Origin of the sequence: Olivibacter sp. CPCC 100613, from assembly GCF_036959255.1 — a bacterium.
Taxonomy (GTDB): domain Bacteria; phylum Bacteroidota; class Bacteroidia; order Sphingobacteriales; family Sphingobacteriaceae; genus Olivibacter.
The window spans coordinates 51,686-68,880 of sequence record NZ_JAWMTI010000013.1; the positions used below are offsets into that span (position 1 = coordinate 51,686).

Consider the following 17,195-nt stretch of genomic DNA (forward strand, 5'->3'; position numbering starts at 1 on the left):
CTAATCCCCTACTTAACCACTCAACTATTTAACTACTTAACGTATTAATGATGATGCAGAACGATTTCATTATCATGTTCTATTTTGCCGCTCCCCCAGATCGCGTACCAAGCAATGAACGCAAAACATAGCATCGGAATGAAAAACGCTACAGACATACTTGAATGATCGGCAACTACGCCCATAATAGGTGGACAAAAGGCTCCTCCTGCTACTGCCATCACAAGAAAAGAGGATGCTTTTTTTGTAAGCGACCCCAAGCCGTGGATTCCTAAGGCAAAAATAGTTGGGAACATGACAGACATAAAGAAGTAGCAGCTAAATAAGGCGATAACAGAACCCCAACCTAATGCTAACTGTACGAAAACCATTAAGGCTGTATTAATAAGCGCATAAATAGCCAGCAATTTTTTAGGTTTTAGAAATTTCATGAGATACGCCCCGGATATTCTCCCGATCCAGAATAAGCCCATGCCTCCGATTGCAAGAATTACGGAGGCTGCCTGCTCTGCATTCTTCGGCATAAAGACCTCTCCAAAATAACCTAAGTGTTGCATCATGTTAGCGACCGGACCCGTTACATTCGGAATTTCTTCCGTTACGTAGTTGATGAAGAAAGAATTAACACCTGTTTGGGCGGCCACATAAAGAAACTGAGCAATTACTGCAGCAATAAAGGCAGGATGTTTTAGCAGTCGGCCCATTTTCGGGTTCTCTTCAGACTCTTCCTCGCTTTTTTCCTCAATATCGGGTAATTTAATCAACATAAAAATAACAGCGACCACTACAACCACACAGCCGATGCCCATATACGGTTTTACCAGCGAATCAAATTTTTCGGCGCCGTCCTGTTGTTCGGCACCGAAAATAAACAAACCACCCATTAAAGGTCCCAGAATCCATCCCAATCCATTGAAGGATTGAGAGATATTAATACGCCTTGCCGCAAATTCTTCTTCTTGCGAGCCCAATACCGTAGAATAAGGGTTGGCTGCCGTTTCCAAACAGGCCAGACCGCAAGCAATTACAAATAAGGCTAGCAAAAAGGGAATAAAAGCTTCAAATTTTGCTGCCGGATAAAACAAAAACGCTCCTATCCCAAAAAGGGTTAGTCCCAGAATAATTCCCTTTTGATATCCGTAGCGTTTCATAAAAATGCCCGCAGGGACGGCCATTGCCAAGTAACCGATATAAAGGGAAAATTGGACAAATCCGGATTGCGCCTTAGAAACCTGTAGCGTATCCTGAAAGTGTTTATCCAACACGTCCAATAAACCATGAGCAAAGCCCCAAAGCAAAAAAAGACTGCAGATAAACATAAAAGGAACGAGGTAGTTTATACCGTCCTTGGTTCGGAAAAGCGACCCTGTTGTTTTTTTATTCATGAACATGGCTTATTTATATAGGGGTCCATAACTGGCACATGCGCGATAATCTGCTCCCTCTTGATCCATACCAAAAGCGTTCCATGCACTGGGTCTAAAAACCCGATGTGCCTCCACATTATGCATACAAACAGGGATTCGCAGCATGGAGGCCAGGGTTAACAAATCGGCGCCAATATGTCCATGGCTAATAGCACCATGATTGGAGCCCCAAGCCGCCATCACACTATATACATCACGAAAAGCATCCGTTCCGGTTGTCCTAGGCACAAACCAGGTAGTAGGCCAAGTACGATCCGTCCGCTCGTCCAGCAGGTTATTCACGTTTTCCGGTAGCTCCACGGTCCACCCTTCTGCCAACTGCAGCACAGGGCCAACTCCTTTCACTAGATTTAAGCGGCACATCGTAACCGGCATCCCTCCTTCTGTCAGGAATTTGGAAGAATATCCACCGCCCCTAAAATAATCAAGGTTAGCAGGATGCCAGGTTGTAGCTTCCAGGCAGGCTTTCACTTCTTCATCATTAATTTCCCAATGTGGCTTCATAACGGATTCGCCTTCTTCTTTTTGCTTTCCTGTACCATCCAGCGTTGCTGCGCCGGAGTTGATCAAGTGAATAAAACCATGCTGAGCGACACCCGTAGGTCTCCAGCCCGAAACACGCTCAACCGCTTCCGGACTCCAAAATGTCCGCACGTCGGCAAAAATCTGCGCTTTGTTTGTTAACAGGTAGTTAAAAAGCATTGATACACCATTCAATGAATCGTTTTCCGTGGCCACGATAAACGGCGCACGCGTACCATTCCAGTCGAAAGAAGAGTTTAATAAAGCTTCTGAAAAATCACCATTGGGTAAAAAATCGGTCCACTGCCTTTGTCCTTGGAAACCTGACACCAATGCATGATGCCCGTGTGCTTCTTCAGCATAGCCCATATCCTTTAACTTTTTGTTCCCGATCATGAGGTCGCGGATAATAAGGGTCATTTTCACTACAAATTCCCAATCGTTATCTTTTTCGGCGCGCGATTTTACTTTATGAGATTGATTAAAATCCTCACCTTCTTTACAGTATTTTTTTGTCCAAGCTAGCGCCCGTTCATATTCATCCTGATCAAACAAATTCAGTTGAATTCTGCGTAGCACTTCTGACGAATCAACGTATTCATTACGCATGCCTAAATAATTCTGAAAAAAGTCAGCATCAACGATTGATCCCACTATGCCCATAGAAACCGAACCAATGGCTAAATAGGATTTTCCGCGCATGATGGCTACTGCTAAACCCGCGCGTGCAAAGCTCAACAGTTTTTCTTTTACATCATCCGGAATAAAGCGATCTCCCAGATCTTGTACATCCTCGCCATAGATACCAAAAGCTGGAAGTCCCTTTTGGTTGTGGGCCGCAAGGGTAGCTGCCAAATACACCGCACCAGGGCGTTCTGTCCCATTGAAACCCCAAATTGCTTTCGGCAACAAGGGATTCATATCCATTGTTTCTGAACCATAACACCAGCAAGGTGTTACAGACAAAGAAACACCGACATTTTCGGCTTCGAACTTTTGTGCACAATCGGCGGCCTCCCTTACGCCGCCGATGCAAGTATCGGCAATCACACATTGCACCGGACTTCCATCAGGATACCGCAGCTCCGATTGAAACAGAGCCGCTACGTCGTTAGCCATATTCATGGTTGTTTCTTCCAATGATTCTCGAATACCTCCTAATCGGCCATCAATTATTGGCCTAATTCCTATTTTGGGATAGTTGTTCATTTGTTTATATATATTAGTATCAAGTATTAAGACATAAGTATTAAGTATCAAGATATCATTGTAAGCCTTCTTCCTTAAACCTTTTGCCTTTCGTATAAAGTCTTATATCTTACTACTTACCTGCAGGCAGGCAGGCAGGTGTCTTATGTCTCTTTTAAACCTACATTGGCTAATCGGCCAATTGATCAATTGGCTAATCAATTTTCGCTTCCTTCAATGAAATCCCGAGCACCTTTTGCGCAATGGCATCTAAATCGCCTTCCTCACCGGTAAAATGAAAAACGGAATGACGATGTATCAGTTCTTCCTTGGGTTTTAAAAAGGCCGCAGGTGATACACTTTCGATCTCATAAAAGGGTCCCATTTGACTACCATCTTCCAGCGGACCGTCATTATAGGCATTCATAGCATCACCGGTAAATGGATCTTTATCAGGTGTCCATTCTTGATTGAGATAGGTTGCATTTGGATGGATATCGAAATAGGTGATGGTCAACACCTTGTTGTCGGCGGCATAACTACCGGCTATTGGTTTAACTCGTTGAGGTGGAACCCCCAGCTTTCCCCGAGATTTCCCATCGGCCTTAAATAGCAGTACCCCTTCCTTTGTCACCAGTCTGTTCTTTGCGATCTCTCCAAAATAATCCGTAGTAGCAACTTTACCCTTGGCATTCTTTTCAAAAGGAATGATAATAACCGTTTCCGGTGTCGGTGTAAACATATCCAAACTCCATAAACAGGGAGCTCCCCCCTGCCGATCCCAAGCTTTATCACCCCGATTCAGAATTTTGTTCGTCGTTTGGAATCCCACGGTTTTTACGCCTTCAGCCCAGGAAAGCCCTAATAGCTGTTCGATGTCGCTTTTTTCAAGCACTTTGATTTGCCGGGAAAGTTGAATTTGCAAGCGGGTTCCGGCATAATTACTAATTTCAGTTTCTTTATGAAGCGTTACTTCCTTGCCATCTGTACTATTCACCTGCCAAGGTTCCGTATCCACGGCGGTTGGTGTATGCCAATTGGCAAATTCCATAACATTTCCAGGTTCAAAGAACAGCGAAAACTTACCTCCTTCCGGTCCCAACCATAATCGATCTTCGCCCCCGTAAGCGTTCATATGCGCGTCCTTTTTATCAAAGGCCGCGTAGTTGATCCAGCCAAAACTTCTCCCCTCTTCTCCATCTGCCGTGCTGGTAAATACCTTCGCCTGATACTTGGGTGAAACCACCACTTGCCCATCTCCCCGCTCATCCTTGAGCACAATAATATCATCCCGTTTGCGTAAAAACGTCATATCATAACCGAACGAACCGGGACGATAGGTTGTCATTTCCGTAGAATCTGTGGTCACTTGTTTAGCTGCGTTTTTTGATGATTGGCTGCAGGCGGTACAAAATAAGGCCAGTATGCCCGAGACAATAAGGCAATGCTTCATTTGCTCCATGTTAATTAACCTCTAATTCATTTTTTGCCGGCAGTTTCGGGAAACGGGCATGCGGTTCGCGCTGATACCAAAAGGCAACGGTAATAATATCTGACTTTTGTGGCAGATAACGCCCTTCTGAACGCCAGCCCAAGTCTTGGATCGTTACCTTCAAATCGCTATCGAAGCGAATCGGGTCCATAATATGCCAACGATACATACCAAAACGTTGCTGCGCTTGATATACTCCATCGGGACGGATCACCTGATGCAAACCGGCGAAGGGTGTACAATATTCTTGGTATTGGTGCGTTTTCTTGTTTTCAAAATTGTACGATCCGCAGAAATAATCTTCTGTCCCCGTACCAACAATTGTTGCGAAGTCCTTATCGCCATCCATGAAGAACTTAATTTCGCCTTCTCCCCACCAACCATTGTTGTTCACACCGATCCCCATATAGGTACCCACATAGTGGCCTTTTCCCTTAACGCCGTCCAGTATGGTATGAAGAGAGGTCGAATTTGGATTCGAACGACGATATTGTGCATGTAGATACCCCTCCTCTTCGCCCACTTCCGTCAAGGTATAATCCACCTGATAATATAAGTTCATCGGTTCGCTGTTGATATTTTCAACGGTGATTCTGCATTTCTTACGAAAGGGCATTTTCCAATAGCAATTAAAGGCGCTCCCCGGATTCACGGTAACCGCCATCGAGCTTAATGGTGCAAATTCATTCCATCCCATTCCGAAAAAAGCACCAACGGGGGCTTCAATAGAGGGTTCCGTTTCATCATCCCAATAAAAGCGAATAATTGAATAGCTCCAATTACCTGTTGGCGTCATCCAAATATGTTGAACTGCTCCAGGCCCCTCCATTTCTGCAATGGTAAAGGTTTCGCCTCCATTGATGGTAATATAAGGGTTCACTTTCCAGCCAAGACCTAAATCGCGTGCTTGGGAAGCTGAATTAGCGACGTTTCGTTGGCCGGCCTGTTTAGCAGGGTCTGCCATTCCGCCTTTACCTTTGGCACCGGAGAAATTCTCCGGACTGATCGAACGGGTTTTTGCATCTGACAATTTAGAAAGCGTTCCCATATTCATATCAAGACCATTGAATGCACCTTGCTGTTGAGCATAGGTAAACGAGTAAATGAAAAGACTGATAAGAGCCGCCAGGAATTTTTTCATCATAGTTTTATTAAGGTTCATATACGCATTAGTTTAATAATTGGAAACCGATTGCCGGTTATCGTAATTTTTGGTTTTACAATAGTAAGCTTAATCGTTTAAACAAACAAATAAAAGCCATTTATTTTTTATCATTTCTTCAACAATCCGTCTCACTGACCTCCTGCAATAACCGCCGTTTGGCCTAAAGAATAGATATTACTTGAATAGTTTACATCTTTTACTTTTGTCGAACCGTTGAGCTTAATGGTTATATGGTAAGTTTTAGCAATATCCGGAATTTCATAAAGGAATTCTGAAGGTGCGTTGGACAATGTCGTATTGAAAACAGGCAGCGTCTTAGTCACGTTAATGATTTCCTTAACTTCAACAAAAACATTGACCGGCAGTTCTATCTCATTTGGAATATTATCCGGAATATTCCATGTTAAGCGAACATGCTTATCATCCACTCGCTGCATAGTTAATCCCTCAACGGCCGGTAAACTTACTCCATCTTTTCTTTCCAGCATATCGCGATCGTTACAACCTGTAAAAAAGAGCATGGACAGCGAGATTATATATATAAGTACTATTTTCATAATATGATAGTTTAATAGCCGGGATTTTGTTTATAACTACCTTTAGACCAATTCATCTGCGCTTGGGGGATCGGCAAAAATTCATCTCTGCCCGCGGTAAACCTCCCTTGATTATACCAATCAAATCGTGTTTTCTCCTTATTAATAAAAGCGTTCATCACCGGTTCTAACTGTCCCCATCGCATCAAATCAAAAAAGCGCCGCCCCTCCATCGCAAACTCCAATCTATTTTCCCACATCAGTGCCTGCCAGGCAAACTCCTTTGTCCAGGTTACATTTACCCCTGGTTTATAGGTTTCCACTTTATAATCCATCCATAACGTCCCGTCCGGTTTATGCAAGCGCTGTGTGCTGTTAGCCGCTCGTGCACGTACGCGATTAATCAAGGGCAATGCTTCATTGAATCGATCGAGCTGAATAAGAACCTCGGCTTTCCATAATAACACCTCAGCATAGCGGATAACCTTCTCATTCATCGAATTCATGACGTAAAATGGTCGAAAAATACAATCACAGTCTGGATGAACTTGTTCCTTCAGGGAGTTGAAATAGCCATATTGAAATGGTGCCCGCGATCCTGATTCCTGGTACAATAAATTATTATCATACTTCCAGGGATAGCCCGGTATCGCCGCCGTATGGCTTAATCGGGGATCAAACGCGTGGCTCTTAAAAAAATCGATATAGGTATTACCCTTCATTTCGGTATTGTTATAACGCTCAAAATCGGGTAAACCGGTTTCATCTGTTTTAAAAGCGTTAATCATGGTGTGCGAAACCTTGTTAAAATCACAGCAGGTAAAATAAGGGGCCCACCATGGGGCATTGAGTTCATTACCCCGATTGATGTGTCCATCCGTTGTACCATCATCAATTGAATATTGTATCTCCCACAATGATTCCTTTGTTGCATTATCAAATTCAATCATGAAATTATCACCGAAATCTGCCTGCAGATCATAAACAGCTCCATCTACTGCCATAATCGCCTCTAAATGATCCAATGCTCTTTGCAGGGTTTCTTTATTAATATTGATCACCTGATGCCGGTCATTTTGTTCATATGCCCTAAACAGCAGCGCTTTTGCCGCTAAAGCGTGCGCTGCGTATTTTGTAGGTCGCCCTTTTTCGGCTTGCGTTTCGGGCAAAATAGCGGCGGCATCCTCAAAATTTTGGATGATCCAATCCCATAGCGGCAAATCATTGGTCATATCGTCCGGTCGATTCGAAATCCCTTCTACCACGACGGCGTCAGATGGTGTATTTTCATCAATGATCGGTATATATTTCCACCGTAACTTCATACCAAGATAAATCCATCCCCGGAGAAATTTCATTTCGGCGATTCGTTGATCTTTGTTTGGAAAGGTAGTCGCATCAACCGCGTTCAGTAAACGTAATGCTATATTTGCTCTACTGATTCCGACATAACCCCGGTACCAGGGTCCGTCATTATTACCCACATTCGGCGTTACACCGGTAAAAGTTTCCATTTCGTACCATGGTGTCTGATCACTTAAACCGCCGCCACCTTTATAAGCATCGTCTGAACGGACCGATTGAATCCATGGATTGTGTGTATCGGCAAACCCCAGAGAAGACATATGCGAATAGGCCGCAACTACAAAACTCTCTATTTGAGCAGGATCTTCGGCTTGACTTTGCGATAAAACACCCTTGGTGTCGACCTCTAAAAATTTCTGACAACCCGCTAGTAAGATCAGTAAAGTCAAGGTTATATACAATTGAACTGTTTTCATCATAATAAGATTAGAATGTCACATTAACGCCTACAAATAATGTTCTTGGCATGGGGTAACCAAAACCCGGATTTTCGGGATCTCCCCCTGTAAACTGGTCATCTCCCCAAGTTTTCTTCAGCGTAAACAGGTTTTGACCTGATACGTAAAGTCGAAGTCTACTTAAGTGCCAAGAATCCATCCACTTTTGAGGGAATGTATAGCCGATATCTAATGTTCGCAACTTGATATAAGATCCGTTTTCAATAAAGTAGGTTGATAATCTTTTCTCCCCGTTCGCATCGCGTCTGGATAGAGCAGGAATGTCTGAGTCGGGATTATTGGGTGTCCAAGCGTCTAATATTCGGTTGGGGTGATTTCGATCATTCTGCACCCCGATATTCCAAAAATCGCTTAGTTCTTTCCACGAGTTATAAACATCATTCCCAAACACCCCTTGGAGAAAAAAGGTAACATCGAAATTTTTGTAACGCGCCTCGAAATTTAAGCCCGCCATTAAATCCGGATCGGTAATCGCAATCCATGTACGATCATAAATTTCGTTAATCACGCCGTCACCATCGAGATCCTTATAACGAATTCTTCCTACCCCTTTACCTTGCTGTTGTGGCGCATTATCAACTTCTTCCTGGGTTTTGAAAATACCGTCGGCGACCAGCCCGTATAGCGAATTTAATGGTCTACCAATAATATCGTCCGTTAATCCGTTCCCACCATAAGCAAAACGAACATTCGCAGGTACATCATGCACCTCATTTTTATAGGCCGAAAGGTTACCGGTTATGGTGTAAGAAAAATCGTTTCTCGTCTCTCCCCAACTGAGTAAAAACTCAAAACCTTTATTCGTCATATTAGCGCCGTTCACCCAACGGTAGCCCCCTTCACCCAAAGCTGCAATATAAGGCGGCTCAAAAAGCATATCCGTGGTCTTTTTGGTAAACCAATCGAAAGAACCCGATAAACGATTATCTAAAAAAGCATAGTCGACCCCTATATTGGTCTGCGTTGTCGTTTCCCATTTCAAGTCGGGATTCCCCAAACTACTTCTTCGGTAACCGGAAGGAATATTGCCGGAGGGATTTCCTCCTATCGCATAGGATGTCCCATTTACATCGGGCACATAAATATCCGTGAACCTTCCTGTTAAAACCGGTTGCGAGTTCCCGTTTTTACCCCAACTTGCTCGGAGCTTCAAATCCGATAAAAAGTTAACCTGCTTTAGGAAAGCTTCGTCTTTTAATCGCCAGCCAGCTGAAAAAGCCGGAAAGTTGCCATATCGGTTGTTCTCGCCGAAGACAGAAGCACCATCCCGTCTGAATGTGGCCGACAGCAGATATTTGGATTGATAAGCATAGTTGATTTTTCCAAAGAAGGACAAAATACGGCGTTCATTTCCTCCTCCCGCGAGGTCCCTTCTTTCTCCCGTAGCAGTGGATAGATAGGCATAGGCCCGGTCTTCCAGCAGAATCCCCTCGCGATATACATTTACACTTTCATTGGTAAATTTATAGGTTTCAATACCTCCGAGAATATCGAAGCGGTTATTATTCAACTCCAAATTATAGACCAGCGTATTTGTCCAAGTCTGACCGATGTCGTGCCAGTTATTTTGCCGCACCCCATTTAAACTACTACTTTTTCCTCCGGCTTCTTCCCATTTTCGCTGAATATTCCGATCATACCACATGCTGTAATCGACCCCATACTGGGTTTTAAAATTCAAATTATCCAATATTTTCACATTAGCATAGGCAGTTCCCAAAACCTTCATAAAATTTCCGATATTATCCTTATTCAGCATCAGATCCCGGATAGGGTTATTAAAATCGTCCATCCCCAGCGGCATGGCCACACCTCCCCAACCACCGTTATTATCATAAACCGGGATGTTTGGGGGCATCACAAGAAATTCATACGTTCTACTGACATCGCGAAAACGCAAGTGGGTAAGCGTTAGGTTCTCGCCAATCGTCACCCGTCCGTTAAGCAGCTGATACTCGTTATTAAAGCGACCAGCCAAGCGTTTAAAGTAAGAAGTGAGTTGGGTTCCTTCATTATTATAATAATTCAGCGAAAAAAGACTGGTTGATTTCTCACCTCCTCCTGTTATGGTAAGTTGATGGTTCGTCTGAATCCCTTCCCGGGTGCCTTCCTTAAACCAATTCGTATTGGATGAAGGCATGGTTTGTGCTGTGTTTAGCCAGGGAACGGCTGTTACACTGTTCAACACAGGAACACCGTTCGCATCGTAATGCCAATCATAATCATAGATTCGTATCGCGGACGTGGGATCATCGCCATCATTCACCGTAGCTTGCCATAAGCCACGTCCATACCCCGTGGCATCCAGCATTTTTGGCACCCCCGTTATTTTAGAGGTTCCAACGTAACCTTCGTAAGTAATCTGGGTAGCTCCTTTTTGCCCTTTTCTCGTATTTACTAAAATAACACCGCCGGCTGCACGGGCACCGTATATAGAGGCGGAGGAAGCATCTTTTAGTATCTGAATCGACTCAATATCGTTTGGATTGATATCCCGTAGATTAATATTTACCGGCTGACCATCTAACACAATCAATGCCGGTGCCGAATTGAAGGAGGTGACACCGCGTACTTGGATACCTACGTTTTCAGCGGGATTGCCATCGGTAGTAATCCGAACACCGGGGATTTTACCCTGCAATGATCGCATTACGTTTGCGCTGGGGGTTTTGGTAAAATCTGCTCTTTTAATCAAACTGACGGCACCCGTCAGATCTGCTTTCTTCTGCGTCATGTATCCGGTGGAAACGACTACTTCTTCAAGTGCCTGTGCATCATCACGTAGGGTGACGGTATATTCCAGGGCATTGGTCAGTGCCAATTGCAGGGGTTCTTTGCCTACGTAAGTGAATAATAAATAGGGAGCGTCATGCGGCACATTGATTTCAAAGCGTCCCAATGAATCGCTTTGTGTATGGGCAGAAACACCCTTTACGGAAACACTAACACCCCCCAAGCGCTCCCCCGCTTGGTTCAGTATACGACCGCTAATTTTCCGATGCTGCTGACGAGCATAGGCTTCATTTGTCTGTATACCTAATAAGTAGATAAGCAATGTGCTGATACCTACTATCTTCTTTAGAAATAAAGACAAAAAAGCTCCTTCTCTACAGCGCCAGGCTGTGAGTTGTTGTAAAAAATTCATTAGCATAATGCGTTAAGTTTTTTATTGGTTTTTTATTCACTTCTATTGGAAGTGAGACGAGATTTCCAAGAGAAGCTTAACCAGAGTTGAATAGCTGTTTCATAGGTTTTTAACTGGCTTAATCGATTAAACAATAGTGTTCTAAAATATTCATGCTTTCAATTTTGTATCAACATGTTAGTTGGTAAATCTTCCTTTAAACGTTTAAGCAAACAAGTTACGTAACTGCATAAAAGGAAAATATTAGAAGAAAGATAATTGGCTTATAATGATACAATATTAAGCTTAATCGGTTAAGCAAGCAAATTTATTATTCTACAAATCGTATCAATACTTCGATTTTTTGTATCACAAATAAAGAATTATTCATTCGTGTTCATTTTAAAGGTATTATTCATAGTCGATTGCTTTTTATTGGCATTCATGAGCTCGCTACGCTCGGTTAGGTGATGAGCCAATAGCCAATGTGATGATGAGCCGAATGATAATAGAGAAGGTTTGTGCGACTGAAAGCTCCTATGAATGAATTGGAGCGTTACTACGAATACGAACAACGAACAACCAGAACCAATAACGTGCAACCAGTAACCAGCAGCGAATAACTAGCCTAATTGTTAGGGAATAGGAAGGACTATTTCCTATTAACAGGTTTCCTTGTCACCTATTCCCCATGTAACCTGCTCTTTAAATTCCTGCACCAACAGCGCGATCGAGGTGAACATATCCCCCGTCTACGTGGATCAATTGCCCCGTTGTATGAGAGGATTGAGAAGACAATAAAAATATCGCCATAGCAGCAATTTCTTCGGACGTGGTCATTCTATTTTCCAAGGGTATCCGACTGGTTATCTGACGTAGGGTTTCCTCTGGATTATCCAATGTTTGAATCCAGCTATCATATTGTGGTGTCGCGCATTCTGCTACTACAATTGCATTAACTCGAATATGATAGGGCAACAACTCAACAGCCCATTCCCGAGTTAAAGCGTTTCTGGCCCCATTAGAAGCCGCATAAGCGGATGTGCCTCCCTGTCCCGTTTCGGCAGTTTTTGAACTGATGTTAAGAATGACGCCTTTTTGTTCCTTTAAGGAAGGCAGGGCATAATGAGCCATAAGATAGTAGTGTATCAAACTGTTATGAAGTCCTTTCAAGAACAATTCGTAATTACCTCCTTCTAAGCCCACTCCATCATTCAAGCCGGCATTGTTTACCAGGCCGTCGATCCTACCAAATTTATTGACGGTTTGCTCTACGGCCTCTTTGCAAGCGGCCGGCTGTGTCAATTCTGCCTCAATACCAAAAGCACGCCCACCGTTCTCGATAATTTCATCTACAACAACATCATTATCTCGCTTCTTCCTACCAACAATAACCGGCACCGCTCCCTCTTGCGCCAGGGCAACCGCTATGCTTCGACCAATTCCCTTGGCTCCTCCTGTTACAATGACAATTTTATCTTTGAGTTTTAAGTCCATTTATTCAACAGCTATTAGCCATTAGCTACTAACTATCAGCAAGCAGGTTATTAGAAACCTAAAACTAATACCTAAAGCTAACCGCTATAAATTATAAAATTCTTCCGCATTTTTTCTCCATATCGCTTCTTGTTCTGCGGAAGTGAGTGATGAAAGATGCTTATCTAATAAGTCAACGATTTGTTCATATTGTCCCGCAACCAGACAAACCGGCCAATCGGAACCGAACATTAACCTGTTTGGACCAAAGGTTTCCAAGAGATGATTAATGTAAAAAGAGAAGTCATCTGTTTTCCAATGTTTCCAACTCGCTTCTGTTACCATACCCGACAATTTACAATATAAATTGGGATGACGGGCTAAAGCGGACATCTCTGTTGCCCAAGGTTCAGTTTTCCTGGCAGCAATATATGGTTTTGCCAAATGATCGATCACAAAACGCTGTTCGTTATCAAAATGCGGGAGAAATTTGATAACTGCGGGCAATTGCTTCGGCTTAACAAGGATATCATAACTAAAATCAAATTTATACAAAGCCGCGACACCCCGAATAAAGGAGGGGCTTAACATAAATTGCGGGTCGGCTTCTCCTTGCAAAACATGCCTAAAACCCTTTAATTTCGGAAATAAGCTATAATGAGCCAGGCGTTCTTCAATATGTACATTTTTTAAGTCGACCCAGCCTACTACTCCCTTGATAAAGGGGGATTGCCTCGCTAATTCCAGCAAAAAATCAGTCTCTTGCTCTGATTGATCGGCTTGCACGGCAACACAGCCTTCCACCTCATTGGCTAACAGAAGGCCTTCTAAATCCGCCGGCAAAAAATTGCGTTGGATAACCGACATGTCATCCGTTATCCAAGCGTCTCTTACCGCATCGTAATTCCAAAAATGCTGATGTGAATCAATACGCTTCATAAGCTTTCACAACTTGTTTAGAAGTACCGAGGCCATCGGCTCCCAACTCCACCACATCACCCGGCTTTAAATAAACGGGTGGATTAAACCCAAGACCCACTCCCGCAGGTGTACCTGTAGAGATAATATCTCCCGGCAATAGGGTCATAAACTGACTAATGTACGAAACGATAAAAGGAACTTTAAAAATTAAATTCTTAGTGTTTCCGTCTTGCACTGTTTTACCATTTACACTTAGCCATAATCGCACATTATTTATATCGGGGATTTCCTCTTTTGTGGCTAAAAAAGGTCCAATAGGTGCAAAGGTGTCACATCCCTTTCCCTTATCCCAGGTTCCACCGCGTTCTAACTGATATTCTCTTTCAGACACATCGTTATGCAACACATAACCCGCCACATGTTCCATAGCGGTAGCTTCTTCTACATAACTGGCTTTCTTCGCGATCACAATGCCGAACTCTACCTCCCAATCCGTTTTAGTAGAACCGCGCGGTATAATAATCGCATCATTGGGACCTGCTAAGGAAGTTGTCGACTTCATAAATAGAATCGGCTCGGCAGGGATTTTTGCATTGGTTTCTTCCGCATGGTCCCGATAGTTCAATCCGATACAGACAATTTTTGATGGTCTTGCGACCGGACTTCCCAACCGTGTTCCTTCAGGAATCTCTATCAGGCTTCCTTCATTTGCTTTAATAAATTCGGCTAAGCGAGTCAATCCATTTTCCTCAAAAAATTGCTCGTTAAAATCTCCCCCGAAGGCGGATACATCGTAATTTTTTCCTTCTATTTGTACACCTATTTTCTCGCGGTTAGGCTCACCGTAACGGATTAGTTTCATTTGTGTTAGTTATTTGTTATTTGTTATCCGTTGTTTGTATTGATTTTTTTCACTAAAAACCAACAACCAATAACGAACAACCATATTAATTATTCAACTTAATAAAGCCCCCATCAATCGGGTAGTCATTACCTGTGATGAAATTTGCTTCGTCGGAACATAGGTACAGTGCCAATGACGCGATTTCTTCTGGCTTTGCCATTCGTCCAATGGGCTGACTAGCCGCTAATTTAGCAAACATCTCCTCTTCTTTGCCTGGATAATTTTTAGCAATAAAACCATCTACAAAAGGCGTATGCACCCTTGCCGGCGAAATGCTATTGCAACGGATTCCGTAATCAATATAATCCCGCGCAACCGATAAAGTCATAGCTGCAATAGCCCCTTTACTCATGGAATAAGCAAACCGATCGGTAATTCCAACTTGCGCTGCAATGGACGCCAAATTCAAGATGGCACCCTTCCTTCGTTCCTTCATCAAGGGGATAACACTAAATAAAGCGTTATAGGCCCCCTTGACGTTCACGCTGTATACGCGCTCGAAATCCTCCGCTTTACAGTTTTCTAAGTTACCAACATGGGCAATTCCCGCATTATTTACCAGCACATCTACCACACCTATCTGTTGTACAACCGTTTGCATTTCATTTTGATCGCTTACATTGACAGCATGCGCAAATGCCTTACCACCTGCTGCTTGTATCTCATCACTTACGGCAGAAGCGGCATCTTGATTAAGTTCCACAATATGCACTTCAGCGCCTTGTTTTCCAAAGAGCAAGCTAATTGCTTTTCCAATACCACTTCCTCCTCCTGTAATAATCGCTTTTTTTCCTGTTAAATCAAACATAATATTTTTTTTTAGTCATTAGCTTTCAGCCGGCAACTCACACCTCGCAACTCATAACTATAAAGAAACCCCCCGCCTCCAGGGAATAAAATCATCTTGTCCTAATTTGACTGCCTTTGGAATTTGCCTGCCACTGGCGACTTCAATTACGAAATCCAAAATTCTTTCGGCGGCCTGCCCAATAGTTTCCCTTCCTTCAATAATAGTACCGCAATTGATATCGATAATATCCGGCATCTTCTCGTAGGTCTTTGTGTTGGTAGACAATTTAACAACCGGCGCGATCGGATTGCCTGTTGGTGTTCCTAATCCTGTCGTAAACAGTACAACGTTAGCTCCAGCACCAACCTCGGCAGTAGTACTCTCTACGTCATTACCAGGTGTACATAAAAGATTTAGTCCGGGTGTGTTGGCTGATCCGGGATAATCTACTACCGCTTGAACAGGTGAAGTTCCTCCTTTTTTTGCGGCCCCGGCAGATTTAATTGCATCAGTGATCAAACCATCTCGGATGTTTCCAGGCGAAGGGTTTGCATAAAATCCACTACCATCTTGTTCTGCTCTCGCATTGTAGGTTTTCATCAGCTGCATAAATCGAAGTGCGGTTTCCTCATCTTTGCATCGATCGCTTAACTCCTGCTCCACGCCACAAAGTTCTGGAAATTCCGATAGAATCACAGATCCACCTAAGGTCACCAACATATCCGACAAATAACCAAGCGCGGGGTTCGCTGAAATACCCGAAAATCCATCGGATCCACCGCACTCCAGGCCTATACAGAGCTTATCCAGGCCTGCGGGCTTTCTTTCCTGTTGATTGGCCTGTATGAGGCCGGCAAACGTGTGTTTCAATGCCTCTTGAAGTAGAACACTTTCTGATCCGATTTTTTGCTGTTCAAAAATATACAAGGGTTTATCAAAATTCGGATCACGTTTTGCAATTTCATCACGTAAAATACTTGCTTGTGCGTGTTGACAACCTAAGCTTAATATGGTTGCGCCTGCTACATTGGGATGTGTTATATAGCCTGCTAATAAACCACACAAAGCATCCGAATCCATTCGCGTCCCCCCACACCCCATTTCGTGATTTAGGAACTTAATGCCGTCAACATTTGGAAAAAGTCTGTGCTCTTGATGCGCAGCTTTTGCTCCAAGAAGATCTGCCGATAGCAATTGCTCGATAGAAGCACCGGTTTTGTATAAGGAAACCAACTGTTCCACTTCCGATTCATAACTCTTCGCCTTTTTGAATCCAAGTTTCTCCTCAAAAGCCTCCTTCATAACCAGCACATTCCGATTTTCACAAAAAACAAGGGGAATAACCAGCCAATAGTTCCCTGTCCCTACCGTTCCATTACTTCGATGATACCCCATAAAAGTACGGTCTGAAAAATTGGACACATCCGGTTTGTGCCAGTCCAATTTCCTTTTTCCGAGTTTGAAGTCATTCGCCGCATGATAGATATTTTCGGTAGTAATTGCTTCTCCTTGATGAATCGACTTGTTTGTCCTTCCCACCAAAACGCCATACATATGAATCTCGTGTTCAGGCGCCAGTGCCTCGATGCTAAATTTATGTTTTGCAGCCACTGCCGCCGGTAAAATGAAGCGATCTCCATTAAACTGGATAACTTCGCCAGCGGGCAAGTCTTGTAGCGCCACCAAGACATTGTCTGATGGATGTATTTGCAAATATTTTCGTATTGTTGTCATGTTCAGCTATCGACTGCCGGTCTGGAACCGGCAGCCTATTTTGTTTTATATTGAATGTACGCCTTATTAGACCTACGTCCCACCTTTTCCAGG

12 protein-coding genes are annotated in these 17,195 nt (G+C 43.4%); all 12 read right to left on the reverse strand.

Features of this window, described 5'->3' with window-relative positions; translation table 11 throughout:
- Positions 1–44 precede the first annotated feature (44 nt).
- The 12 genes from fucP to RYH73_RS25315 all read right to left on the reverse strand — a co-directional run bounded on the left by fucP (position 45) and on the right by RYH73_RS25315 (position 17,102).
- Positions 45–1,385 carry an L-fucose:H+ symporter permease gene (gene fucP / locus RYH73_RS25260; RefSeq protein WP_335316211.1) on the reverse strand — a complete coding sequence of 447 codons (1,341 nt, stop codon included), beginning with the start codon at positions 1,383–1,385 and terminating at the stop codon, positions 45–47.
- 9 nt (positions 1,386–1,394) lie between these two features.
- Positions 1,395–3,158: an L-fucose isomerase gene (locus tag RYH73_RS25265; RefSeq protein WP_335316212.1), complete on the reverse strand. Its 1,764-nt coding sequence runs from the start codon at positions 3,156–3,158 to the stop codon at positions 1,395–1,397.
- Positions 3,159–3,351: 193 nt separating this feature from the next.
- Positions 3,352–4,590, reverse strand: a complete 1,239-nt coding sequence (locus tag RYH73_RS25270) for a DUF6786 family protein (protein WP_335316213.1) — start codon at positions 4,588–4,590, stop codon at positions 3,352–3,354.
- Between the two features lie 10 nt (positions 4,591–4,600).
- Positions 4,601–5,773, reverse strand: a complete 1,173-nt coding sequence (locus RYH73_RS25275; RefSeq protein WP_335316214.1) for a glycoside hydrolase family 172 protein — start codon at positions 5,771–5,773, stop codon at positions 4,601–4,603.
- Positions 5,774–5,922: 149 nt separating this feature from the next.
- Positions 5,923–6,351, reverse strand: a complete 429-nt coding sequence (locus tag RYH73_RS25280) for a DUF4945 domain-containing protein (RefSeq protein WP_335316215.1) — start codon at positions 6,349–6,351, stop codon at positions 5,923–5,925.
- Positions 6,352–6,362: 11 nt separating this feature from the next.
- Positions 6,363–8,114, reverse strand: a complete 1,752-nt coding sequence (locus tag RYH73_RS25285) for a RagB/SusD family nutrient uptake outer membrane protein (protein WP_335316216.1) — start codon at positions 8,112–8,114, stop codon at positions 6,363–6,365.
- 7 nt (positions 8,115–8,121) lie between these two features.
- Entirely contained in the window at positions 8,122–11,298 is a 3,177-nt protein-coding gene (locus RYH73_RS25290) for a SusC/RagA family TonB-linked outer membrane protein (protein WP_335316217.1), read from the reverse strand.
- Positions 11,299–11,982: 684 nt separating this feature from the next.
- Positions 11,983–12,774: an SDR family oxidoreductase gene (locus RYH73_RS25295; RefSeq protein WP_335316218.1), complete on the reverse strand. Its 792-nt coding sequence runs from the start codon at positions 12,772–12,774 to the stop codon at positions 11,983–11,985.
- An 84-nt stretch (positions 12,775–12,858) separates the two neighbouring features.
- Entirely contained in the window at positions 12,859–13,692 is an 834-nt protein-coding gene (locus RYH73_RS25300; RefSeq protein ID WP_335316219.1) for an amidohydrolase family protein, read from the reverse strand.
- On the reverse strand, positions 13,679–14,536 hold the full coding sequence (locus RYH73_RS25305) for a fumarylacetoacetate hydrolase family protein (protein ID WP_335316220.1): 858 nt from the start codon (positions 14,534–14,536) through the stop codon (positions 13,679–13,681). Before RYH73_RS25305 ends, RYH73_RS25300 begins: the two co-directional genes overlap by 14 nt.
- A gap of 85 nt (positions 14,537–14,621) precedes the next feature.
- Positions 14,622–15,386, reverse strand: coding sequence for an SDR family NAD(P)-dependent oxidoreductase (locus tag RYH73_RS25310; protein WP_335316221.1), 765 nt, complete (start codon positions 15,384–15,386; stop codon positions 14,622–14,624).
- A 57-nt stretch (positions 15,387–15,443) separates the two neighbouring features.
- A complete protein-coding gene (locus RYH73_RS25315) occupies positions 15,444–17,102 on the reverse strand; it encodes a UxaA family hydrolase (protein ID WP_335316222.1) in 1,659 nt (552 codons plus the stop codon).
- Positions 17,103–17,195: the final 93 nt, after the last annotated feature.